At 72.3% G+C, this 20,133-nt stretch carries 19 protein-coding genes and 2 pseudogenes; 7 read left to right on the top strand and 14 right to left on the bottom strand.

From position 1 onward, the window contains the following. Window positions 1–24 precede the first annotated feature (24 nt). Complete coding sequence (locus tag L1857_RS31120) at window positions 25–2,616, bottom strand: bifunctional FO biosynthesis protein CofGH (RefSeq protein ID WP_283258026.1); 2,592 nt, start codon at window positions 2,614–2,616, stop codon at window positions 25–27. A 147-nt stretch (window positions 2,617–2,763) separates the two neighbouring features. Here L1857_RS31120 and L1857_RS31115 point away from each other — a divergent pair, with 147 nt between their 5' ends. After that, window positions 2,764–4,350 carry an IS1634 family transposase gene (locus L1857_RS31115; protein ID WP_094006092.1) on the top strand — a complete coding sequence of 529 codons (1,587 nt, stop codon included), beginning with the start codon at window positions 2,764–2,766 and terminating at the stop codon, window positions 4,348–4,350. A gap of 43 nt (window positions 4,351–4,393) precedes the next feature. Here L1857_RS31115 and L1857_RS31110 read toward each other — a convergent pair whose 3' ends face one another. Then, a complete protein-coding gene (locus L1857_RS31110; RefSeq protein ID WP_249467094.1) occupies window positions 4,394–5,971 on the bottom strand; it encodes a RecQ family ATP-dependent DNA helicase in 1,578 nt (525 codons plus the stop codon). A gap of 50 nt (window positions 5,972–6,021) precedes the next feature. On the opposite strand from L1857_RS31110, the gene L1857_RS31105 reads away from it, so the two are divergent. After that, window positions 6,022–6,543 (top strand): NUDIX hydrolase, encoded by a 522-nt coding sequence (locus L1857_RS31105; protein ID WP_094006094.1) that lies wholly within the window; start codon window positions 6,022–6,024, stop codon window positions 6,541–6,543. On the opposite strand, the gene L1857_RS31100 is transcribed toward L1857_RS31105, so the two are convergent. Together L1857_RS31100 and L1857_RS31095 are read right to left on the bottom strand one after the other, a co-directional pair. Then, the gene (locus L1857_RS31100; RefSeq protein WP_094009240.1) at window positions 6,540–7,625 is read right to left on the bottom strand and encodes an IS630 family transposase; all 1,086 of its coding nucleotides are present in this window, start codon (window positions 7,623–7,625) and stop codon (window positions 6,540–6,542) included. The genes L1857_RS31105 and L1857_RS31100 overlap by 4 nt on opposite strands. A 118-nt stretch (window positions 7,626–7,743) precedes the next feature. Further along, entirely contained in the window at window positions 7,744–8,070 is a 327-nt protein-coding gene (locus tag L1857_RS31095) for a DUF8129 domain-containing protein (protein WP_094006095.1), read from the bottom strand. Here L1857_RS31095 and L1857_RS31090 point away from each other — a divergent pair. Continuing rightward, window positions 8,069–8,389 (top strand): four-helix bundle copper-binding protein, encoded by a 321-nt coding sequence (locus L1857_RS31090; RefSeq protein WP_116114329.1) that lies wholly within the window; start codon window positions 8,069–8,071, stop codon window positions 8,387–8,389. The genes L1857_RS31095 and L1857_RS31090 overlap by 2 nt on opposite strands. Here the strand turns inward: L1857_RS31090 and L1857_RS31085 are convergent. Genes L1857_RS31085 through L1857_RS31075 form a run of 3 tightly spaced genes read right to left on the bottom strand, consistent with a single transcriptional unit; the run spans window position 8,381 to window position 11,586 of the window. Further along, window positions 8,381–9,907 (bottom strand): glycoside hydrolase family 13 protein, encoded by a 1,527-nt coding sequence (locus L1857_RS31085; protein ID WP_116114331.1) that lies wholly within the window; start codon window positions 9,905–9,907, stop codon window positions 8,381–8,383. The two genes, L1857_RS31090 and L1857_RS31085, sit on opposite strands and share 9 nt — an antisense overlap. Then, complete coding sequence (locus L1857_RS31080; protein WP_094006097.1) at window positions 9,904–10,344, bottom strand: hypothetical protein; 441 nt, start codon at window positions 10,342–10,344, stop codon at window positions 9,904–9,906. Before L1857_RS31080 ends, L1857_RS31085 begins: the two co-directional genes overlap by 4 nt. A 36-nt stretch (window positions 10,345–10,380) precedes the next feature. Beyond that, on the bottom strand, window positions 10,381–11,586 hold the full coding sequence (locus L1857_RS31075; protein ID WP_116114333.1) for a site-2 protease family protein: 1,206 nt from the start codon (window positions 11,584–11,586) through the stop codon (window positions 10,381–10,383). Between the two features lie 147 nt (window positions 11,587–11,733). Between L1857_RS31075 and L1857_RS31070 the strand changes: the two genes are divergently transcribed. Both L1857_RS31070 and L1857_RS31065 read left to right on the top strand, forming a co-directional pair. Continuing rightward, complete coding sequence (locus L1857_RS31070; protein ID WP_094006099.1) at window positions 11,734–12,123, top strand: hypothetical protein; 390 nt, start codon at window positions 11,734–11,736, stop codon at window positions 12,121–12,123. Then, a pseudogene (locus tag L1857_RS31065) lies at window positions 12,072–13,348 on the top strand (erythromycin esterase family protein). The gene L1857_RS31070 and the pseudogene L1857_RS31065 overlap by 52 nt, the downstream one beginning before the upstream one ends. 229 nt (window positions 13,349–13,577) lie before the next feature. Here the strand turns inward: L1857_RS31065 and L1857_RS31055 are convergent. The 4 genes from L1857_RS31055 to L1857_RS31040 all read right to left on the bottom strand — a co-directional run bounded on the left by L1857_RS31055 (window position 13,578) and on the right by L1857_RS31040 (window position 15,495). Beyond that, window positions 13,578–13,790, bottom strand: a complete 213-nt coding sequence (locus tag L1857_RS31055; protein ID WP_143266202.1) for a hypothetical protein — start codon at window positions 13,788–13,790, stop codon at window positions 13,578–13,580. After that, entirely contained in the window at window positions 13,787–14,692 is a 906-nt protein-coding gene (locus L1857_RS31050; protein ID WP_249467091.1) for a PfkB family carbohydrate kinase, read from the bottom strand. The genes L1857_RS31055 and L1857_RS31050 overlap by 4 nt, the downstream gene beginning before the upstream one ends. 80 nt (window positions 14,693–14,772) lie before the next feature. After that, on the bottom strand, window positions 14,773–14,943 hold the full coding sequence (locus L1857_RS31045) for a hypothetical protein (RefSeq protein ID WP_167481593.1): 171 nt from the start codon (window positions 14,941–14,943) through the stop codon (window positions 14,773–14,775). 78 nt (window positions 14,944–15,021) lie between these two features. Continuing rightward, window positions 15,022–15,495 carry a hypothetical protein gene (locus L1857_RS31040; RefSeq protein ID WP_094006102.1) on the bottom strand — a complete coding sequence of 158 codons (474 nt, stop codon included), beginning with the start codon at window positions 15,493–15,495 and terminating at the stop codon, window positions 15,022–15,024. A 48-nt stretch (window positions 15,496–15,543) separates the two neighbouring features. Here L1857_RS31040 and L1857_RS31035 point away from each other — a divergent pair, with 48 nt between their 5' ends. Beyond that, window positions 15,544–16,137: a TetR/AcrR family transcriptional regulator gene (locus L1857_RS31035; protein ID WP_249467087.1), complete on the top strand. Its 594-nt coding sequence runs from the start codon at window positions 15,544–15,546 to the stop codon at window positions 16,135–16,137. A 252-nt stretch (window positions 16,138–16,389) separates the two neighbouring features. Here the strand turns inward: L1857_RS31035 and L1857_RS35845 are convergent, their stop codons facing one another. From L1857_RS35845 to L1857_RS31025, 3 genes and pseudogenes are all read right to left on the bottom strand, one after another. Beyond that, entirely contained in the window at window positions 16,390–16,533 is a 144-nt protein-coding gene (locus L1857_RS35845; protein WP_429728441.1) for an integrase core domain-containing protein, read from the bottom strand. Between the two features lie 47 nt (window positions 16,534–16,580). Next, window positions 16,581–16,970: pseudogene (locus L1857_RS35840) on the bottom strand (DDE-type integrase/transposase/recombinase); the annotation flags it as partial. A gap of 364 nt (window positions 16,971–17,334) precedes the next feature. Then, entirely contained in the window at window positions 17,335–18,537 is a 1,203-nt protein-coding gene (locus tag L1857_RS31025) for an FAD-dependent oxidoreductase (RefSeq protein ID WP_240323417.1), read from the bottom strand. A 102-nt stretch (window positions 18,538–18,639) separates the two neighbouring features. On the opposite strand from L1857_RS31025, the gene L1857_RS31020 reads away from it, so the two are divergent. Then, window positions 18,640–19,665, top strand: a complete 1,026-nt coding sequence (locus tag L1857_RS31020; protein WP_249467084.1) for a glycosyltransferase family 4 protein — start codon at window positions 18,640–18,642, stop codon at window positions 19,663–19,665. Window positions 19,666–20,133 lie beyond the last annotated feature (468 nt).

Here is a 20,133-nt window from a genome sequence, read left to right as displayed (position 1 = left end):
CGCGGTGCTCGCCCCTCCGGCGCGTCAGCTCACGATCGGCAGCGACAGTGGTCGCCGGACGGCCTGGGCCACTCCGTCGGACGCCAGGGCCGCTGCCACGCGCTCCGGGGACGGGCGGCCGTACGTCGTGGTGCGCTGGACCAGCGGGCGGCCGATCGGGGCGACCATGGCCGCCAGCTCGCTGATCGTCTTGTACGAGCCGTTGTCCGCGCCCGCCATGCGGCTGATCGTCTCCTCCATCAGCGTCCCGCCGAGGTCGTTCACGCCGCCGTTCAGCACGTCCCGGCAGGTGTCCTCGCCCAGCTTCACCCACGAGCACTGGATGTTGTCGATCAACCCGTGCAGCAGGATCCGCGCCAGCGCGTGCACCGCCCGGTTCTCGCGCTTCGTCGGGCCCGGGCGGGACAGCCCGGCCAGGTAGATCGGCGCGTTCTGGTGGATGAACGGCAGCAGCACGAACTCGGTGAACCCGCGCCGCCCGGTCTTCTCCAGCGCCCGCCGCTGCAGGTCGGCGATCAGCTTGATGTGCCCGACCCAGTGCGCGGGCGTGTCGACGTGCCCGTACATCATCGTCGACGTCGTCGGGATGCCCAGCTCGTGCGCCGTGGACACCACCTCGATCCAGCTCGACGCCGGCAGCTTGCCCTTCGTGAGCACCCACCGCACGTCGTCGTCCAGGATCTCCGCCGCCGTGCCCGGCAGCGAGTCCACACCGGACTCGTGCGCGCGCGTCAGCCAGTCCCGGATGGACAGGTTCGTCCGGGACGCGCCGTTGACGACCTCCATCGGGCTGTAGGAGTGCAGGTGGATGTCCGGCTGCCGCCGCTTCACCTCGGCCGCCAGGTCGAAGTACGCCGTGCCGGGCATGTCCGGGTGGATGCCGCCCTGCATGCAGATCTCCGTCGCCCCGGCCTCCCACGCCTGGTCGACCCGATCCCCGACCTGCGACAGCGACAACGTGTAGGCGTCGGCGTCCGTGCGGCGCTGCGCGAACGCGCAGAACCGGCAGCCGGTGTAGCAGACGTTGGTGAAGTTGATGTTGCGCGTGACGACGAACGTCACGTCGTCGCCGTTGACGTCCCGGCGCAACCCGTCGGCCAGCGACGTCAGCGCCTCCAGCTCGGCGCCGTCCGCGTGCAGCAGCGCCAACGCGTCCTGATCGGACAGTCCCGCGGGGTCGCGTTCCGCGCGGCGCAGGGCTTCCGCTATGTCGGTGTCCATCCGGCGCGGCGCGGACGGAACCTGCGACGCGAGTTCCCGCCAGTCGCCGTACACCGAGTCGAAGTCGCTGCGCCGGTCCTCGGTGCGGCCGGTGGTGTCGACCTCGACGTGCAGGTCCGTGCGCCCGGTGCCGGCCTGGTCCTGCCAGCCGCCGTCCGGCTCCTGCCACGGGCGGCCCTCGAGCACCGCGTCCTCGCGCGCCAGGCCGGTCGCCGGGTCGGCCAGCGCGGCGACGTGCCCGGCCAGGCGCGGGTCCAGCCACGGCTCGCCGGCGAGCAGGTACTCGGGGTAGATCGTCAGCCGCTCGCGCAGCGTGTAGCCGGCCTTCTCGGTCTGCCGCGCCAGCTCGTCGATCTGCGGCCACGCGCGCTCGGGGTTGACGTGGTCGGGCGTGAGCGGGGAAACCCCGCCCCAGTCGTCGATCCCGGCGCGCACCATGAGGTCGTACTGGCTGCCGATCAGGTTCGGCGGCGCCTGGATGCGCATCTTCGGGCCGAACACCAGCCGCGCGACGGCGATCGTCGCGGCCAGCTCCTGCAGGTCGGCGTCCGGCGTGGCACGCATCTTCGTGTCCGGCTTGGCGCGGAAGTTCTGCACGATGACTTCCTGAATGCCGCCGTACTGGCGGGCCACCTTGCGGATGGCGAACAGGGCGTCCGCGCGCTCTTCGTAGTTCTCGCCGATGCCGATCAGGATGCCGGTGGTGAACGGCACGGACGTCCGCCCGGCGTCCTCCAGCACCCGCAGCCGCACGGCGGGGTCCTTGTCCGGCGAGCCGTAGTGCGGGCCGCCGCGCTCGCTCCACAGCCGGGTCGCGGTGGTCTCCAGCATCATGCCCATCGACGGCGCGACCGGCTTGAGGCGCTGCAGGTCCTGCCAGGTCAGCACGCCCGGGTTGAGGTGCGGCAGCAGACCGGTCTGCTCCAGCACCAGGATCGCCATCGCACGGACGTAGGACAGCGTGTCGTCGTAGCCGTGCGCGTCGAGCCACTCACGGGCCTGCTTCCAGCGGTCCTCGGGGCGGTCGCCGAGGGTGAACAGGGCTTCCTTACAGCCCATCGCCGCGCCCTGCCGGGCGATCTCCAGCACCTCGTCCGGCGACAGGAACGGGGCGTCCAGTTTGCCCGGAACCGTCGCGAAAGTGCAGTATCCGCAGCGGTCGCGGCACAGCCGGGTCAGCGGGATGAACACCTTGCGGCTGTAGGTGATGACGCCGGCGCGGCCGGCTTCGGCCAGTCCGGCGTCGCGGATGCGGGAGGCGTGCTCGGACAGCGTTTCGAGGTCTTCGTCGCGCGCGTGCAACAGCACGGTCGCCTCGGTGATGTCGAGGGTCTTGCCGTCGCGGGCGCGGGCCAGCGCGCGGCGCATCGCGGAGGCGGTGGGAGCGGTTGCCATACCCGAAACGCTAGGACCGGCCTGGTCGGCGGTGCCAGGACCAGGCCGCGCAAGATCGGCCACACCGGTCGGCGGCACCCCTGTTTCCGCTGCTCACCGTGGCCGTCGTCATTGCGCCGGGGGACGGGCAGGCGTATTACCTAAAGTGTGGCTTCGGTGATCGGCAAGCGGGTCGGCGGCAGGACCTACTACTACCTCGCGCACACCGGGCGGGTGAACGGCGCGCCGCGGATCACGTCGCAGCGTTATCTCGGCACCGCGGAGGACATCGCCGCGGCTCTGGACGGCGCGGCCGGTTCCCCCGACGGTACGCGCCACCTGGCGTTCGGTGACGTCGCCGCGGTGTGGTCCACCCTGGAGCGGCTCCAGGTGCGTCCGGCCATCGACGCGGTCCTGGGATCGCGCAAGGCGAAAGTTTCGATCGGGACGTACTTCGCGTTGTCCGTGCTGCACCGCGCGACCGCGCCGGGCACGGATCTGGCGCAGTGGTGGGCGGAGAGCGCGGCGAGCCGGTTCGTGCGGCCGCGGATCGCGGCGGCCGCGGTGCGCGACGACGAGTTCTGGCGCGCGATGCGGCGGTTGACGCGGCCGCAGCTGGTGCGGATCGAGGAGGCGGTGTCGGCACGGGTGCGGGACCACCTCGGCGAGCCGATCCTGCTCGCGGTGGACGTGCCGAACTTCGCGACCTACGCCGAATCGGAGACCGCGGCGGCGTCCCCGGTCGGATTGAGCACGGTGGTCACCCGGGACGGTTCGATCCCGGTCGCGTCGGCGGTGTACCCGCGGGAGGGCGCGGTCCCGTTCGGGCTCGCGGCGGACCGGCTCGCCGCGCGCGTGGCCGGGCCGGTGACGCTGGTGTTCGAGACGGGCCAGCACGCGCAGCTCGACCTCGACGACGGCAGGCACTTCGTCGGCGCGTTGCCGCTGGGGGACCACCCCGAGCTGCTGACGCGGCCGGCGTCGGCGCGGCGATCGGTCGACCCGGACCGCTTCGCCGGAGTGACGGCGCTCGACACGCACGCGGTGGTGTCCGGCGCGACGCGGCGGGTGGTGCTCACGCACTCGGCGAAGCTGCACGCGGCGCAGGCGCGCGGGTTCGCGCAGGCGCTGAGCAGCGCGACGCGGCAGCTCGACGGCTTGGCCCTGGCGCTGGCGGCCGGCACCAACCGGCGGCCACGCGAACAGGTGCTGACGGAGATCGCGCGGATCACGCGGGTGCGGTGGGTCGACCGCGTGCTGTCCACCCGGCTGACCGGGACGCGCCCGGCCGAGCTGCGGCTCGAGTGGCGAGTCGACGAGAACGCCCGGTCGCGCCTGGACGAGGAGTACTTCGGCAAGCAGCTGCTGGTGACCGACCACGACTGGCCGGTCGCCGACGTCATCACCGCCTACCGCGCGCGCTACCACCTGGACTCGACGTTCCGGCAGCTCAACGGCCCGTTCGTGGCGGCGTCCGCACCGCGGCGGCACTGGACCGAACACCGGATCGCGGTGCATTCGCTGGTGAGCGTGCTGGCGACGGCGGTGACGCACGTGATGCGGCAGGAAGCCGACCGGGCCGGGCTGGACCTGTCGGTGCGGGAGCTGCTGGACCTGCTGTCACGCATCGGCGAGACGGTGCTGCGCTACCCGTCGACCGGCGGCCGCCCGCGCACCCGGCGGCTGCTGACCTGCCGCGACGCCGTGCAGCAGAAGCTGTTCGACCTGTTCGGGCTGGACGCCTACGCGCCCTGAACGTGGGACTCGCGGGCGGGAGTGTGGGACTCGCGGGCGGGTGTCACTCCTCGGTCAGCAGGTTCTTCGCGCGCACCGCGGGCAGCGACAGCGAGCGGTAGCCGGCCTCGTCGAACAGCACGGTGACCTTGTCGGCCTCCCGGCGGACGACCTGGCCCGAGCCCCACTCCGCGTGGCGGACCGGGGTGCCCGGCTGGAACTCGCCGTCGGACGGGGCCTGCGCGGCGGCCGTGCCCGCGTCGCAGGTGTCGCAGAAGCCGCACGGCTCGTCCAGCGCCTCGCCGAAGTAGCCGAGCAGGAACTGGCGGCGGCACGCCGACGTCTCGGCGTACTCCCGCATCACCTCGACGCGGGACCGGTCGAGCTTCCTGCGCTGCGCGGCCACCTCGGCGGCGCGCTCGGTGGCCTCCGCCGGATCGCCGCCGGTGTACCGGAAGCCCGCGCCGGTGTCCTCCACCAACCCGGCCTGGTCCAGCAGGTTCAGGTTGTTCATGACGCGGCGGTGCGACAGGTCGAGGTCGTGCGGGTCGTCGTGGTCGCGCAACGCCTCCGCGACTTCGCGGGTGCCCTCGTCGTCGAAGCGCCGCGAGGTGAGGAACTTCTGCAGGCCCAGGTCTTCGGACCGGTAGAACAGGAGCGCGTCGGCCCGCTCGCCGTCCCGGCCGGCGCGGCCGATCTGCTGGTAGTAGGAGTCCACCGACTCCGGCACCGACGCGTGCACCACGAACCGCACGTCCGGCTTGTCGATGCCCATGCCGAACGCCGAGGTCGCCACCACCACGTCGGCCCGGCCGGCGAGGAAATCCTCGTGCACGCGTTTGCGGTCGGCCGCCGGCATCCCGGCGTGGAAGGCGACCGCGCCCAGTTCCCCGGCGTAGCGTTCGCTGTCCTTGCGGGTCGCGGCGTAGACGAGACCGGGCTTCGGGGCGTCGCGCACCCAGCGCAGGACGGCGGCCCGCTTGTCCTCCTCGGTGGTGGCGCGGTGCACCGCGAGGTAGAGGTTCGGCCGGTCGAATCCGGACACCACGCGCACCGGGTCGCGCAGGCCGAGGTGGGCGACGATGTCGTCGCGCACCGGCCCGCCGGCGGTCGCGGTCAGGGCCAGCACGCGCGGGTGCCCGAGGCGTTCGATGGCCTGCCCGAGGCGGAGGTAGTCCGGGCGGAAGTCGTGGCCCCAGGCGGACACGCAGTGCGCCTCGTCGACGACGAACAGGCTGGGCCGGATCTCGTCCAGCTGCTCCAGCACCTCGTCCTTGGCCAGCTGTTCCGGCGCGAGGAACAGGTACTCGGCGTCGCCGCGGGTGACCGCGTCCCACGCCTTGTTGGTGGTGCGGGCGGGCTGGGCGGAGTTGACCGCGACCGCGTCCGGGGCGTCGCTGTCCGCGATCTGCCCGACCTGGTCCCGCTGCAGCGCGGTCAGCGGCGACACGACGAGCGTCGGCCCGTCCAGCAGCAGCGCGGGGATCTGGTAGATCGCGGACTTGCCGGAGCCGGTGGGCATGACGGCGAGCACGTCACGGCCGTCGAGCAGGCCCTCCATCGCGGTCAGCTGGTCGTCGCGCAGCTCCGCCCAGCCGAAGGTGTCACGTGCGGTGCGGCGGAGTTCGTCGTGTCTGGACACCGGCGGGGTGTTCCCGCATGCGGGGTGCGGAAACACCGTAGGCTGCGGGCATGCTGGAGGGATACACGGCGCGGGACGACGCCGAGAACGCCGATGTGGCGCGGATCCGGGAGCTGCTGGCGAGCGTGGCGGACCCGTTCGCGCGGGACATTCCGTTGCACGTCACGGGTTCCGCGGTGATCGTCCACCCGCCGACGCGCCGGGTGCTGCTGCGCTGGCACGAGCGGCAGCAGGCGTGGCTGCAGGTCGGCGGGCACGGCGATCCGGGGGAGACGGACCCGCTGGACATCGCGCTGCGCGAAGGGCGGGAGGAAACCGGGCTGGCGGACCTGCGCCCGTGGCCGACGGCGGATCTGCTGCACGCGGTGGTCGTCCCGGTGCCGGCGAAGGGCGCCGAGCCCGCGCACGAGCACGCGGACCTGCGGTACGTGCTGGCGACCGGGCAGCCGGAAGCGGCGCGGCCGGAGAAACCGGACGCGCCGCTGAAGTGGCTCACCCTGGACGACGCGATCGACGCCGCGACGGAGGCCAACGTGCGGGAGACGCTGCGCCGCGTGCGCGAGCGGCTCTAGTGTCCTGAGTTATTAATTCGCGTGCAGTAGCGTGCGATGGAGTCAAGGATCTGGTCGGCGGTCTTGGTCCAGACGTAGGGCCGTGGTTCGTTGTTCCAGGTCTCGATCCATGCGCGGATGTCGCGATTGAGCGCGTGGACGCTGGTGTGGCTGCCGTGTTGGAGTTTTTTGGTCGTCAGCTCGGAAAACCAGCGTTCGACGAGGTTGAGCCAGGAACTCGAGGTCGGAGTGAAGTGCACGGTGAACCGCGGGTGAGCTGCCAGCCAGCGTTTGATCACCGGGGTCTTGTGGGTCGAGACGTTGTCCATAACCAGATGCACTGCCAGGTCCGCGGGTACTTCGTTGTCGATGGCGATCAAGAACTTCTTGAACTCGATCGCACGATGCCGCGCGTGCAGCCGGCCGATGACCTTGCCGGTGGCGATGTCCAGTGCGGCATACAGACTGGAGGTGCCGTGGCGGGTGTAGTCGTGCGTGGCACGCTGCGGCGTTCCCGGCATCATCGGCAGGATCGGGGCGGTGCGGTTGAGCGCCTGGATCTGGGACTTCTCGTCCACGCACAGCACCACCGCCCGCTCCGGCGGCGCGAGGTAAAGCCCGACCACGTCCTTGACCTTGTCCACGAACAACGGATCCTTGGACAACTTCCACGCCTCACGGCGATGCGGCTGCAGACCGAACGCATTCCAGATCCGGGTCACCGCGGTCTGGGTCAACCCGGACTCCGCAGCCATCGACCGGGTCGACCAGTGCGTCGCATTCGCCGGCGTGGACTCCAGCGTCTTGGTGATCACCGCCTCGACCTGCTCGTCGGTGATCGTGCGCGGGCGCCCCGGACGTGGCTCGTCGACCAGGCCGTCCAGTCGTTGGGCCACGAACCGGGAACGCCATTTCGCGACCATCGCGCGCCCGACGCCCAACTCCGCGGCGATCTCGCTGTTCGAGCCGCCCTCGGCGCACCGCAGCACGATCCGCGACCGCAACGCCAACGCCTGAGCCGTCTTCCGCCGCTGCACCCAGTTCCGCAACGTCTGTGCCTCATCAACGGACAAGGCCAACTCAGGCAGCTTCGGATTCGGCATGCCGCACCCTACAGCTGAACTCGAATTAACGACTCAGGACACTAGGGGGCGGCACGGGGTGGCGGCGCTCCCCGCGCCGCCACCCGCGGAACGCGCACGTGGCCGGCGCCGGAAGCCCCTAGCGGCGGCCGCGGTGGGGGGTCTGGTCCGCGACGCCGTGGCGCAGCGGCGTGTTCGGCTCGGCCGCCGTCTGCCGGCTCGCCGGGGAGCCGCCCGCGTGGCCGCTCACCTCGGGGATCTCGGTGTGCTCGCCGTGCGAGGGCTCGGCGCCCTCGTGCAGCTGCTGCTTGCGCACGCGCATCAGCTCCAGCACCGGCAGCCGGTTGGCGTGCTTGAGCTCGTAGGACATCAGCTGGTCGAGCTGCTCCTCGTCGAGCGACCGGATCCGGTGCTGCAGCGAGGCCAGGGGCAGCTCGTCGTATTCGGGCAGCGGTAGTTCGGACATGTGCCAAGACCTACCCCCGCGACGGCCGGGCAAACGGGACGCCTGCCTCTCCGGACCGGATCCGGCCGCGCTGGTCCGGTGCGTCAAGCTGACCGCCGTCTGCGCCGACATCTGCGCCGCGACCGCCCGCGTGCTGTCCCGGCGCGGCGACCCGGCCGGGATCGCCTCCGAGCTGCTCGCCCTGTGCGAGAAGGCCTGCCGGGCGTGCGCCGAGGAGTGCGAGAAGCACGCCGGGCACCACGAGCACTGCGCGGTCTGCGCCGAGGCCTGCCGCAGCTGCGAGGACGCCTGTCAGCAGCTCCGCCAGCACCTACGCTGACAGCCACACCGCGCAGTCGGGGGCCAGGTCCTCCGCCGGGTCACCGCTGGCCAGCAGGATCTTCCGGTGCGGCGGCAGCGCCACGGGCACCGCACCGAGGTTCACCACGCACACCACCCCCGGCTCGCGGCGGAAGGCCAGCACGTCCAGCGCACTGTCCAACCACGACAGTGCCCCGTCACCGAAAGCCGGGTGCTCCTTGCGGATCCGCAGCGCGTCCCGGTACAGGCACAGCATCGAAGACGGATCGTTCTCCTGCGCGGCCACGGTTTTCGCCGCCCAGTGGGCCGGCTGCGGCAGCCACGGCGTGCCGCTGGAGAACCCGAACGGCGGCTCCGCGCCAGACCAGGGCAGCGGCACCCGGCACCCGTCGCGGCCGCGTTTGGTGTGCCCGGACCGCTCCCACGTCGGGTCCCGCAGCACCTCCTCGGGCAGGTCCTCGACCTCCTCCAGGCCCAGCTCCTCGCCCTGGTACAGGTACGCCCCGCCGGGCAGCGCGAGCATCATCAACAGTGCCGCCCGCGCCCGCGGCAACCCGCCGCGGTACCGCGTGACGTGCCGTTTCACGTCGTGGTTGGACAACACCCAGGTCGCCGGCGCACCCACGGCGGCGAGCTCGCCGATGCTGGAGTCGATCACCGACCGCAGCCGGCCCGCGTCCCACGGGCAGCGCAGGAAGTCGAAGTTGAACGCGGTGTGCAGCTCGTCCGGCCGCACGTACCGGGCCAGCCGCCGCGGGCTGTCCACCCACGCCTCGGCCACGAAGATCCGGTCGTCGCCGTAGTGGCGGGCCAGCTCGCGCCAGGACCGGAAGATCTCGTGCACGCCGGGCCGGTCCCAGTGCGGGTGGTCGCTGCGGTCCGGCGGCTCCACCAGGCCCTCGTGGTCCAGGCCGAGATCGGGCAGCGCCGGGTCCTTGACCAGGCCGTGGGCCACGTCGATGCGGAACCCGTCCACCCCGCGGTCGAGCCAGAACCGCAGCACGTCCAGGAACTCGGCGCGCACCTCCGGGTGGTCCCAGTTCAGGTCCGGTTGCGAGGCGTCGAACAGGTGCAGGTACCACTGGCCGTCGTCGACCCGGCTCCACGCCGGGCCGCCGAAGACGCTGCGCCAGTCGTTCGGCTCGTCGCGGAAGACGTACCGCTCCCGCTCGGGCGAACCACGCCCGGCGGCCACCGCGGCCCGGAACCACGGATGCGCCGAGCTGGTGTGGTTGGGCACGATGTCGACGATGATCCGCAACCCGTGCCGGTGCGCCTCACCGATCAGCGCTTCGGCGTCGGCGAGCGTGCCGAACACCGGGTCGATGTCGCGGTAGTCGGCCACGTCGTAGCCGCCGTCGGCCATCGGGGACGGGTACCACGGCGTGATCCACAGCGCGTCCACGCCGAGACCGGCCAGGTAGGGGAGTTTCGCGCGGATGCCGGCCAGGTCCCCGACACCGTCGCCGTTGCCGTCGGCGAAGCTGCGGATGTAGACCTGGTAGATGACGGCGTCCCGCCACCACGCGCCGCTCACGTGCGCGGCAGGTCGTGGGCCCAGGACACCAGGTGGATCAGCGCGTCGATCTGCCCGCACGGATCCGGGTCCCCGGCGATGAACTCCAGCTGCGCGTCCACCCCGTCGGTGTCGTGGTTGAGCTCGGCGAGGACGGCGCGCAGCACGGCCCGCAGCGGTGGCTGCAGCTCGTCGATCGGCACGCCCGCGTCGCCCTCGTCGGACAGCTCGACGGTGAACAGGTCGGCGCCCTCCGGTGCCGCGCGGGCCCGCACCTCGCGGGCGATCACGGTGACCAGCTCGGCGCACAGCGGCCGGAGCAGACCCGCCTCCGGTGCGTCGGCGCCGATCATCCTGGGCAGCGCGCGGGACACCGCGGTCAGGTCCTGCCTGCCGAGATCGTCCACGAGACGGCCGGCCAGGCGCCGGACGTCCCGCTGGGTGTTTTCGTGGCTCATCGCTGATCGGATTCCCGTGCTCGCGCGTGCCGAAACTCACGGCCAGCGCTGCGTCGCCGGGCGGCCCAGCGGCGGACTGGACGGGCTCCGCGTGACCGCGACGTCCGCGCCGCCGTGCCAGTCCACGCCCAGACCGCGGAGCGTCACCGCGCGGCTGATGTCGGACGGCGACACGATCCCGACGAGCCGGTCGGCGTCGAACACCAGCGCCCGGCCGTCGGCGCACCCGGACATCCGGGCCAGCAGCGCGAGCAACGGCTCGTCCGGGGTGGCGCGCGGGATTTCCGTTGGCGGGCAGGCGATTTCGCCGAGCAGGGTGTTGGGGCGCTGCTCCGGCGGCACGGCCCGCATGCGGGTCAGCGTGACCAGCCCGGCGAACCGGCCGACCGGGTCGACGAGCGGATAGGCCGAATGCTGGCGCAGCATGGCGTGGTCGCGGAGGAAGGTCGCCACAGTGGTCGCGGCGGGCGCGGTGGCCGGGCGCATCGTCATCACGTCGCGCACCCGCATGGCGGCCAGGCTGGTGCCCAGTTCGGCGTCGCGTTCCTCGGCCAGTGCCAGGTGGACGATGAACAGGCCGACCAACAACGGCCACACGCCGAGCCCGATCGGCCCGCGCAGCAGGGTGAGCACGCCGAACGCGCACACGACGAAGCCGAGGACGCGGGCCGCCCGGGCACTGCCGAGCGTCGCGCGGTGCCGGTCGCTCCACGCGCCCCACAGGATCGAGCGCAGCACGCGGCCGCCGTCCAGCGGCGCCACCGGGATCAGGTTGAACACACCCAGAACCAGGTTGAGCACCGCGAGGTAGCCGAGCACCGCGCCGGACAGCGAGTTGCCCATCGGGGAGGTCATCCAGGTGGCGAAACCGAAGATCGCGGCGAGCAGCAGGCTCATCAACGGCCCGGCGAACGCGACGCGGAACTCCACCCCGGGCGAGCGCGGTTCGCCACGCAGCCGGGTGACCCCGCCGAGCAGCCACAGGGTCACCTCGCGGACCTCCAGGCCGGACCGGCGCGCGACCAGGGCGTGCGGGAGTTCGTGCGCGCACAGCGACACCACGAACAGCGCCGCCGTGATCAGGCTCGCCACGCCGTAGGCGAACACCCCCTGCCCGGGGGCGAGCGGCGCCCACTGCGTGAACGAGAGCGCGGCGACCAGCACCGCGGCCATGCCGAAGACGCTCCAATGCAGACCCACCCGGATGCCTTCGAACCGGCCCAGCCACACGGTCGACGCCATCGCACCTCTCCCCTCTCGTCCGAATCCCCCGCAACCACCTACCCGCACCGAACCGTTACTGAACGTTTCGGCCGACACGGTTTGGTTTCGGCGGTGACCGGGAAGGCTGAAGCACTACGACCGGCGTGAGACAGGGGACCGGCGAACATGGACGTGTCACGGAACAGTGAGGTGACGGCCAGCTGCGGTGGGCTGGCGGAACAGGCCCAGCTGGCGACGCGCGGGTTGTACCACCGCGCCTCCGGTGTCGGCGGCGACACCGGGATCGACGGGGCCGCGGAGATCTACCGGGTGCTCGGATCGCTGAAGTTGCTCTCGCAGAACGTCGCCCGGAGCCTGCCCGAACTGGGCACGTGGCTGGAACGGCAGCTGTGGCTGGGCAATCTGGACGTGCCGGGTGATCAGGGCGGCTACGAAACGCTGATCACCTCGGTGTTCGACGCCACGGCCGCGCTGGCCAGGGCGCAGGAGGTCACGGTGCGGCTGTGCCAGGAGCTGGCCACCGCCCAGGCCGCCGCGAAGGAGCTTTCGTATTGACCCCGCGCGCGGACGCCATCGGCCTGGGCCGGGTGGAGGACCTCGACCCGCTGATCGACCGCATCGGTGACGCCCGGTACGCGCTGCTGGAGGAGGCTTCGCACGGCACGGCGGACTTCTACCGCTGGCGCGCGGAGATCACCAAGCGGCTGATCGTCGAGCGGGGGTTCTCGTTCGTCGCCGTCGAGGGCGACTGGCCGGACTGCCACCGCCTGCACTGCTGCGTGGCGGGCGGGCGCGGGGATCCGGAGGCGGTGCTGTCCGGTTTCGACCGGTGGCCGCGGTGGATGTGGGCCAACGACGACGTCGTGGAGTTCGCCCGGTGGCTGACGGCGTACAACGCGGCGCGGTTCGGCGACCGGCCGGTGGGGTTCCACGGCCTGGACGTCTACAGCCTGTGGGACTCGCTGCGGGAGATCCTGGGGTACCTGCGCGAGCACCAGCCGGGCCAGGTGGAGACGGCGTTGTCGGCGATGCGGTGCTTCGAGCCGTTCGCCGAGGACCCGCACGACTACGCGTATTCCACGCGGCTGGTGCCGGAGAACTGCGAGCGGGACGTGCTGCGGCTGCTCGCGTCGATGCGGGAGACGGATGAGGTGCCTGGTCTGGACCCCGCGTTCGTGGCGCGGCAGAACGCGGAGATCGTCGCCGGGGCCGAGCGGTACTACCGGACGATGGTCCGCGGTGACGTGGAATCGTGGAACCTGCGGGACGAGCACATGACCGACACGCTCGACCGGCTGACGCAGGCGTACGGCCCCTCGGCGAAAGCCGTGGTGTGGGCGCACAACACGCACATCGGCGACGCGCGGGCGACGGACATGGCCGCGGCGGGGATGCTCAACGTCGGGCAGCTGGTGCGGGAGCGTCACCCGGAGGAGTCGTTCGCGGTGGGCTTCGGCACGCACCGGGGCACCGTGATGGCGGGTTCGCACTGGGGCGCGCCGCCGGAGACATGCCGGTGCCGCCCGCGCGGGAGGACAGCGTCGAGTCACTGCTCCACGAGGCCGTGCCTGATGCCGACTCACTGTTCTTACTTGAGGAAGCCGGCGAGTGGACGCGGCAGGTGCGTGGCCACCGGGCCATCGGCGTGGTGTACGACCCGACGAGAGAAAAGCTCGGAAACTACGTCCCCACCAGGCTGGACCGCCGCTACGACGCATTCCTGTTCTGCGACTTCTCCAGTGCGGTGGTACCACTACACGCACCAATCGGAGCCACCTGACAACGACACCGCCACCCGGCAACGCAAGCAACAACCCCCCGAGCCACCCCTCTCCCGCAACCCGATCCCCAGCCAAATCGGTTGCCGAGCAGCGAGGTCAAGGTACTCTTTCCCGCCTTGACGCCGCTTCTCGGCAACCGAACACTGAAAGATCGGGTTCGGGAGGGCACCAATCCGGGCGTAGCGAAGCGAAGCCGGCGCTCTTCAGCCACCCGCGTAGCGGCTACGCCTACGGCCGCCGCGGCTCAGGCAACTCCGGCAGAGGCGTGTGCGTCCGGCAGTTGGTGCAGACCAGCAAGGTCGCCAACGGCTCATCGGCCTCGTTGACGAGCTTGGCGATCCGCAGCGCGGAGTAACCGCATTCCTCGCACGGCACCGGGGGTGCGGCGCGGTCCGGGGCGATCAGTATTCGGGTGGCCGGTCGGGGCTGGCTGAGGGTCATGACTGCTTCCGCGACTCGAGGATGCCGGGGTTCAGCCGGGGTCGGCCCCCGGCGTGTTCGGTGGTGCTCGCCGCTGCCGCGACCGCCGCCCGTGCGGCGGTGCGCAGGTCCTGACCGCGCGCGAGCGCGCAGGTCAGGGTCGCGACCAGGGCATCTCCCGCACCGGTGGTGTCGACGACGTGCGCGTCGCCGTGCGGGTGGAACTCGTAGCCGGCCCGGCTGACGAACACGTTGCCGTGGCCGGCGACTTCCAGTACCGCCAGATCGAGCCCGTGCGCGAGCAGCATCACGCCCGCCTTGACCCCTTCGGCCACGTCCGCCACGGGCCGTCCGGTGAGGATTTCCGCTTCCCTGGCGTCGGCGCGCAGGATGTCCGCGCACGCCAGCAGGTCCCGGTCCGCCGGGACCCCGTCGAGGACCACCCGGGCGCCGCCCTCGCGGGCGAGGCGGGCGGCGGTCATCGCGGTGCGGGCCGGCTGCTGCAGCTGGAGGATGACCGACGGCGCGTCCCGCAGCAGTCCCGCCGCGGCGAGCACGTCGTGTTCGGCGACGAGGACGTCCTCGGGGACGTCCTCCAGGTAGCGCCACTGGCCGTGGTCGTCGACGACGTTGACGATGAGGGCCGAGCGGGCGTGCTCGCGGACGACGCAGTGGGAGACGTCGATGCGGTCGGCCGCGGCGTGGGTCAGCAGGTCGTGCCCGGCGCGGTCGTCGCCGACCACCGAGAGCAACGCGACCGGCACGCCGAGCTGGGCGACGCCGACGGCCTGGTTCGCGCCCTTTCCGCCGAGCACCTCGTCGCGTGAGCGCACCGCCGCCGACTCGCCGGCCGCCGGGGCGTCCGCCACGCGCAGGACGAGGTCACGAGCGATCTGCCCGACCACGACCACCTCTGGTCTCACGGCCGGAGCAGTACCCGATCCCGATTCGCACTAACCGACACGAACGGGCGGAATCCGTTCGCGGCTGCGCTGTCCGCCGGTCAGGGGGCGACGGCGACCTCTCCGGTGAGAGCGCCTTCCAGCTGCTGGGTCGCCGGTTCGTCCTCGGGCCGCGCGTGCCTGCTGCGGGCCACGTGCCGGGCTTCGGTGACGAGGGCCGGACCGCCCCACTTCAGGTCCGTGCCGGCGTCGTCGATGCGGTGCCTGCCCATGGTGTCCCTCCCCGGATCCAACCCTGCCGCCGGAATACCCCCGGGCCGTTCCGCATACACCTCCCCCGGACGGGTGGGTCAGCGGCGGCGTTTCCGCACCGTGGCGGCGAACGTGGCGGCGGTGACGAACCCGTAGGCCACGTGCGGGACCAGGTCGCTGATCCAGTCGGCGACGCTCCAGCGGCGCGGGTCGGTGATGCGCAGGACGGTCATCGGCCCGTTCGCGGCGACCAGCGCGGCTCCGCTCGCCGCGAGGCCGCCGCGGAGCACGTCCGGCCGCCAGCCCGCGCCGTGCGCCGCGCCGTAGGCCGCGCCGACCGCGGTCCCGGTGACCAGCCCGAGCAGCGCCCCGAGACCGGTTTCCCTGGCCTGCTTGCGCTCCTCGTCGCCGGGGATCCCGGCCCCGAGGGTGCGCGCGATCTTCTCGACCGCCTCTTCCGGCAGCGAGCTCGCCGGGCGCCCGCGGACGGCCATGTCGACGTAGGTCGCGGCGTTGAGCGCGGTGGCCCCGGCCGCCCCGGCGGCGGCGCCCCGCAGGATCGAACTCAGCATTCCGGCCGGATACCCCCGGGGCGAGCGGGCAACCTCTAGGATCGGGGCATGTCCCGGCCCATGACCTTCACCGAGCGTGCCCGCCGGGAGCAGATCATCGAGTGCACCATCGACCTGATCTCCAGCAAGGGCTACCGCGGCACGTCACTGTCCGCGATCGCCGAGGCGGCCGGCATCTCCAAGGCCGCGGTGCTGTACCACTTCTCGTCGAAGGAGAACCTCGCGCAGGCGGCGCTGGAGCAGGTGTTCCGGCAGTTCGGCGACTACGTGCGGGACCGGGTGGACGGGCAGCCGGACGCGCGGTCCGCGGTCACGGCCTACGTGCGGGCGATGATCGGGTACCAGTCGGCGCACCGGCGGCACGTCCGGCTCATCACCGAGGTGCTGCTGGACGACGCGAACGGGACGAGGCTCAAGGCGCCCGGCTCGCACGACGCCGGCGGCCGCTGGCAGGTGCTGGCCGGCCTGCTGGAGGACGGGCAGCGCGCCGGGGAGCTGCGCGAGTTCGACACTCGGACGGTCGCGCTGGCGATCGGCGGCGCGATCGACGGCGTGGTGTCGCACTGGCTCGCGCACCCCGAGCTGGACCTGGACGCGGCGGCCGACGAGCTGGAGCGATTCGTCCTGGCGGCGATCTCCTAGCCGGGGGCGCATTCGCCTACCTCGCCGGAAGGTCCTTTCACACCAGTGCGGGAACCAGCGCCGCGCGAAGGCGGTGGCGCGGCCGTAGGCGATCAGGGATCGTGTTGGCCCGGCTCGATCAGTTGCTGGACCGGTTTGCGCGCGCGGGGTGCGGTAGGGCGGGCGTAGCAGCCGCACCCCGCGGTCGGGAAGGCAGGCCGCCTCCGCGCAGGCCCGGCAGCTAGGTGTTGTGACCTGGCACGTTGTGGAGGGTCAGGGCGGTCGGGTGATGGGTGGGTGGCCTGTTAGGGCGGAGTGTGCGCGTTCAGTGTTGTAGTGCTGGATCCAGGCGGGCAAGGGTGCCGGGCGGTGGGTGTGGGAGGTCCGGGGCTGGGCGTGGGCGAATTCGGTGAGCAGGGTGCGGTTGGAGCGTTCGGCTGTGCCGTTGGTCCAGGGGCAGCCGGTTTGATGTAGCGGCGGCGCAGCCCGAGGGCGGTGCAGACCGCGGCCCAGCAGGTGCCTCGGCGATAGGCCAGGGCGTTGTCGGTCGGGATTCGCAGCACGGTGATGCCGTGGTGGCGGAACCAGGCCACGGCGCGGTGCAGGAAGGCGGCGGCGGCGGTGTCGCGTTCGTCGGGCAGGGCTTCGACGTAGGCCAGGCGGGTGTGGTCGTCGAGGGCGACGTGCAGGTAGTCGTAGCCGATACCGCGGCCGCGGACCTGCTCGCTGCGGCCGTGCACCCGCCAGCCGCCGCCGTCAGGCACTCGCCCGAGTTTCTTGATGTCGATGTGCAGCAGCTCGCCCGGGGAACGGCGTTCGTAGCGGATGCACGAATGCCGCCGCCGCACCGGCATCCCGGTGATCGGGTCGAGCGTGGACAGGGGTGGCGCCTGGTGCCGGCGCAGGACACGACCGACGGTGGAGGCCACCAGCCCGAGCTGCCCAGCGAGGAACACCGCACCCCGATGGCACTGCTGACGCAACGCCAGGATCGCGGCTTCGGTACAGGCAGGCGGGTGGGGCTGTGATGTGGGCGGGAGGAACGGTCAGCCAACGCTGCACGATCAACTGCCGGGCATGCACCGTGGTGCGTGCGTCAGCGTGACCCATCGAGGACCTCCAGGGCTGGTAGTGGATGCGTCACAACACCCACTCCGCCCCGAGGCCCTCCCCACAATCAACCCAACACGCCGTCCACAACCTCACAAGCCACAACACCTAGCGCCGCGCGAAGGCGGGTGCGCGTTCCGGGCGCACGCCGATCCCGCCGAGGTAGGCGGCCACCACCGCGAGCGCCGGGATCCGTTGTACCGCGCGCAGCGGCGGCGGCACGCGGGTCAGGGTGCCGTCGAGCGCGGGCTTGAGCAGCATCTCGTGCTCGCCCAGCTGCGCCCGCTGCGCCACCCGCGTCGGGAACTCGCGTCGCTTTTGGACCTTCGCCAGGTCCTGTGTGGACACCCGGCCGGCAGACAGCGGCCCGGCCAGGATCCGGGCGGCCGCGACGGCGTCCTGGATCGCGAGGTTCACCCCGACCCCACCCACCGGCGACATGGTGTGGGCGGCGTCGCCCAGGCACAGCAGGCCGTCGACGTACCACTGCGGCAGCCGGCCCATCGACGTCTCGAGCAGCTTCACGTCGTCCCACGACCGGATGTCGGCCAGCACCTCGGCGTCCCAGCCGAACAGTTCGGCGAGCCGTCCGCGGAACCACTCCAGGCCACGGGCGCGCAGCTGGGCGTCCTCGCCCTTGCGGATCAGGTACGAGGTCTGGTGGTACTCGCCGCGGTCCATCGTCACCGCGACCTGCCCGTTCCCGAACACCCCGAACACCCGGCCGTCGCGCTCTTCGTGCGGTGGCGCGGGAATCCGCACCTGCCACACGTCCATCGGCAGGGGGAATTCGAGTGGTCGCAGCCCGGCCTCCCGGCGCACCAGGGAATCCCGGCCGTCGCACGCGACCACCAGGTCCGCGGACAGCTCACCCTCGCCGTCGGCGTCCCGGTAGGTCACGCCGGTCACCCGGCCGTTCGTCCGGCGCAGACCGGTGACCTCGGTGTTCATGCGCAGGTCCAGCGGCTCGGCGGAGGCCAGCAGGTCCAGGAAGTCCCACTGGGGGACCATCCTGATGTGCTTGTGCCGGCCCGGCAGGCGGCCGAAGTTCGCCGCCACCACGGTTTCGCCGGCGACCCGCATCCGCATCTCGGTCAGTTCGGGGCCCGGCACCGCCGCGAACTTCTGGCCCAGGCCGAGCTCGTCCAACAGGCGCAGCGTCGACGGATGAACGGTGTCCCCGCGGAAGTCCCGCAGGAAATCCCCGTGCTTCTCCAGTACGGTCACCTTGACTCCGGCCCTGGCCAGCAGGACGCTGAGCATCATCCCGGCCGGGCCCCCGCCTACTACACAGCATGTCACGTGTTCCACAACGACCATGCTAACCGATCGGTCAGGGTGCTGACCGGCCGGTTAGGTGTGCCTGATCACGGAACGGGTAACTGTCCGATATGCCGACTACGTGAGGTGGCGATGCGACGCCTGAGCGTGGCACTGGTGGTGGACAACGAGGTGTTCGGCAGCGCGGAGGTCTACGTCCGGCGGCTGCTGCGGTTCCTGCCGCCGTGGGTGGCGCCGAGCATCGTCGTGGGCGACGGTCTCGCCGGCGCGTTCCCGGAGCGGGTGCCGAAGCAGATCGTGGCGCCGGCGGTGCGCAGCGTGTGGGCGCCGCAGATCGAGGACGCGCTGCGAGCGCTTTCGCCGGACGTCGTGCACGTCAACCTGGCCGACGCCGGGGCGAACCTGGCCGCGTTGCAGGCCGCGGAGGCCGTCGCGCCGACCGTGGCGACGCTGCACCGCACCGGCGGCGCGCCGGCGTCGAGCGCGGTCTGGGACTGCTACCGGCGGCTGGCCGGTGCGCTGGCGCCGTCGCGGATCGTCGAGGCGAGGCTGCGGGAGCTGGGCACGCCGGCCGAGCGGGTGACCCGCATCCGGCCGGGTGTGGAGGTGCCGCCGGAGCCGGTCGGCCCGTCGGACCGGACACCGGTGGTGATCGGCGCGATCGGCGGGGTGACGGGGCTGGACCTGCTGCCCGCGGTGGCGGCGCTGCGGCGGCGGGGGCGCGAGGTGCGGGTGCTGGTCGCCGGGGACGGGCGGGACCTGGCGGAGCGGGCGCGCGGGCTGCCGGTGCGCTTCCTGGGGCGGTTGCGCGATGTGAGCGCTTTCCTGCGCGGGCTGGACGTGTTCTGCCTGCCGTCGCGGCGGGACACGTTGTCGCTGGCGGTGCTGGAGGCGATGGCGCACGGGTTGCCCTGCGTGACGACGGCCGTCGGGGAGACGGTGGCGGAGCTGGCCGGCGCGGCGATGATCGTCCCACCCGGGGACGCGCGAGCCCTGGCGGACGCGCTGGACCGGGTGAGCACGGACGTGGCGCTGCGGCGGAAGCTGTCCCGCGCGGCCCGGGAGAAGGCCGTCGAGGACTTCGACGTGCGACGGATGGCCGCGGAGACGGCGGAGGCGCTGGCGGCCGCGCACGCGCTGAGCAGCCCCGCCCGCTGACCCGGGGTACCGGCGGACGGCCGGTGCGCTGAGCCCGTTCCCGGCCGGATGGCAGGCCGCGGCGGGGTGAACGGCGGCCCGGGGGCCTGCGGGTGAGCTACGCCTGGGGCTGTCGATGCGTGCGGGCGGGCCGCGGGTTGCGGCCAGGGGTAGTGCTGTCGGAACGAGCCACCGCCCGGGCGTTCGCTGACGTGCGCCCCAGCGCCCCGAGCCGGAGTGGGCGAGCGCGGGCCGTTCGGCGGGCTCATCGCCAGCGCGGCTGGCACACCGCGGGCCTGCAGATTCGCCGACCACTACCGCTCCCGCAACGCCAGCCTCGCTTCGCCCGGCGTGGACGGCTGCGCCTGCCCGCGCCGGTGCGGCCGGGCTCGCTGCGGCTGCGCGCCACCATCCTGTCGGCGCGGGCGTCGCACTCCAAGGCGGACCACGGGCTCGTCCACGCCGGGCGGGGCGGGCCGCGGGTTGCGG

The sequence above is a fragment of the Amycolatopsis thermalba genome (assembly GCF_023376025.1).
Lineage (GTDB): Bacteria > Actinomycetota > Actinomycetes > Mycobacteriales > Pseudonocardiaceae > Amycolatopsis_E > Amycolatopsis_E thermalba.
This window is presented reverse-complemented; position numbering and strand designations above follow the sequence as displayed.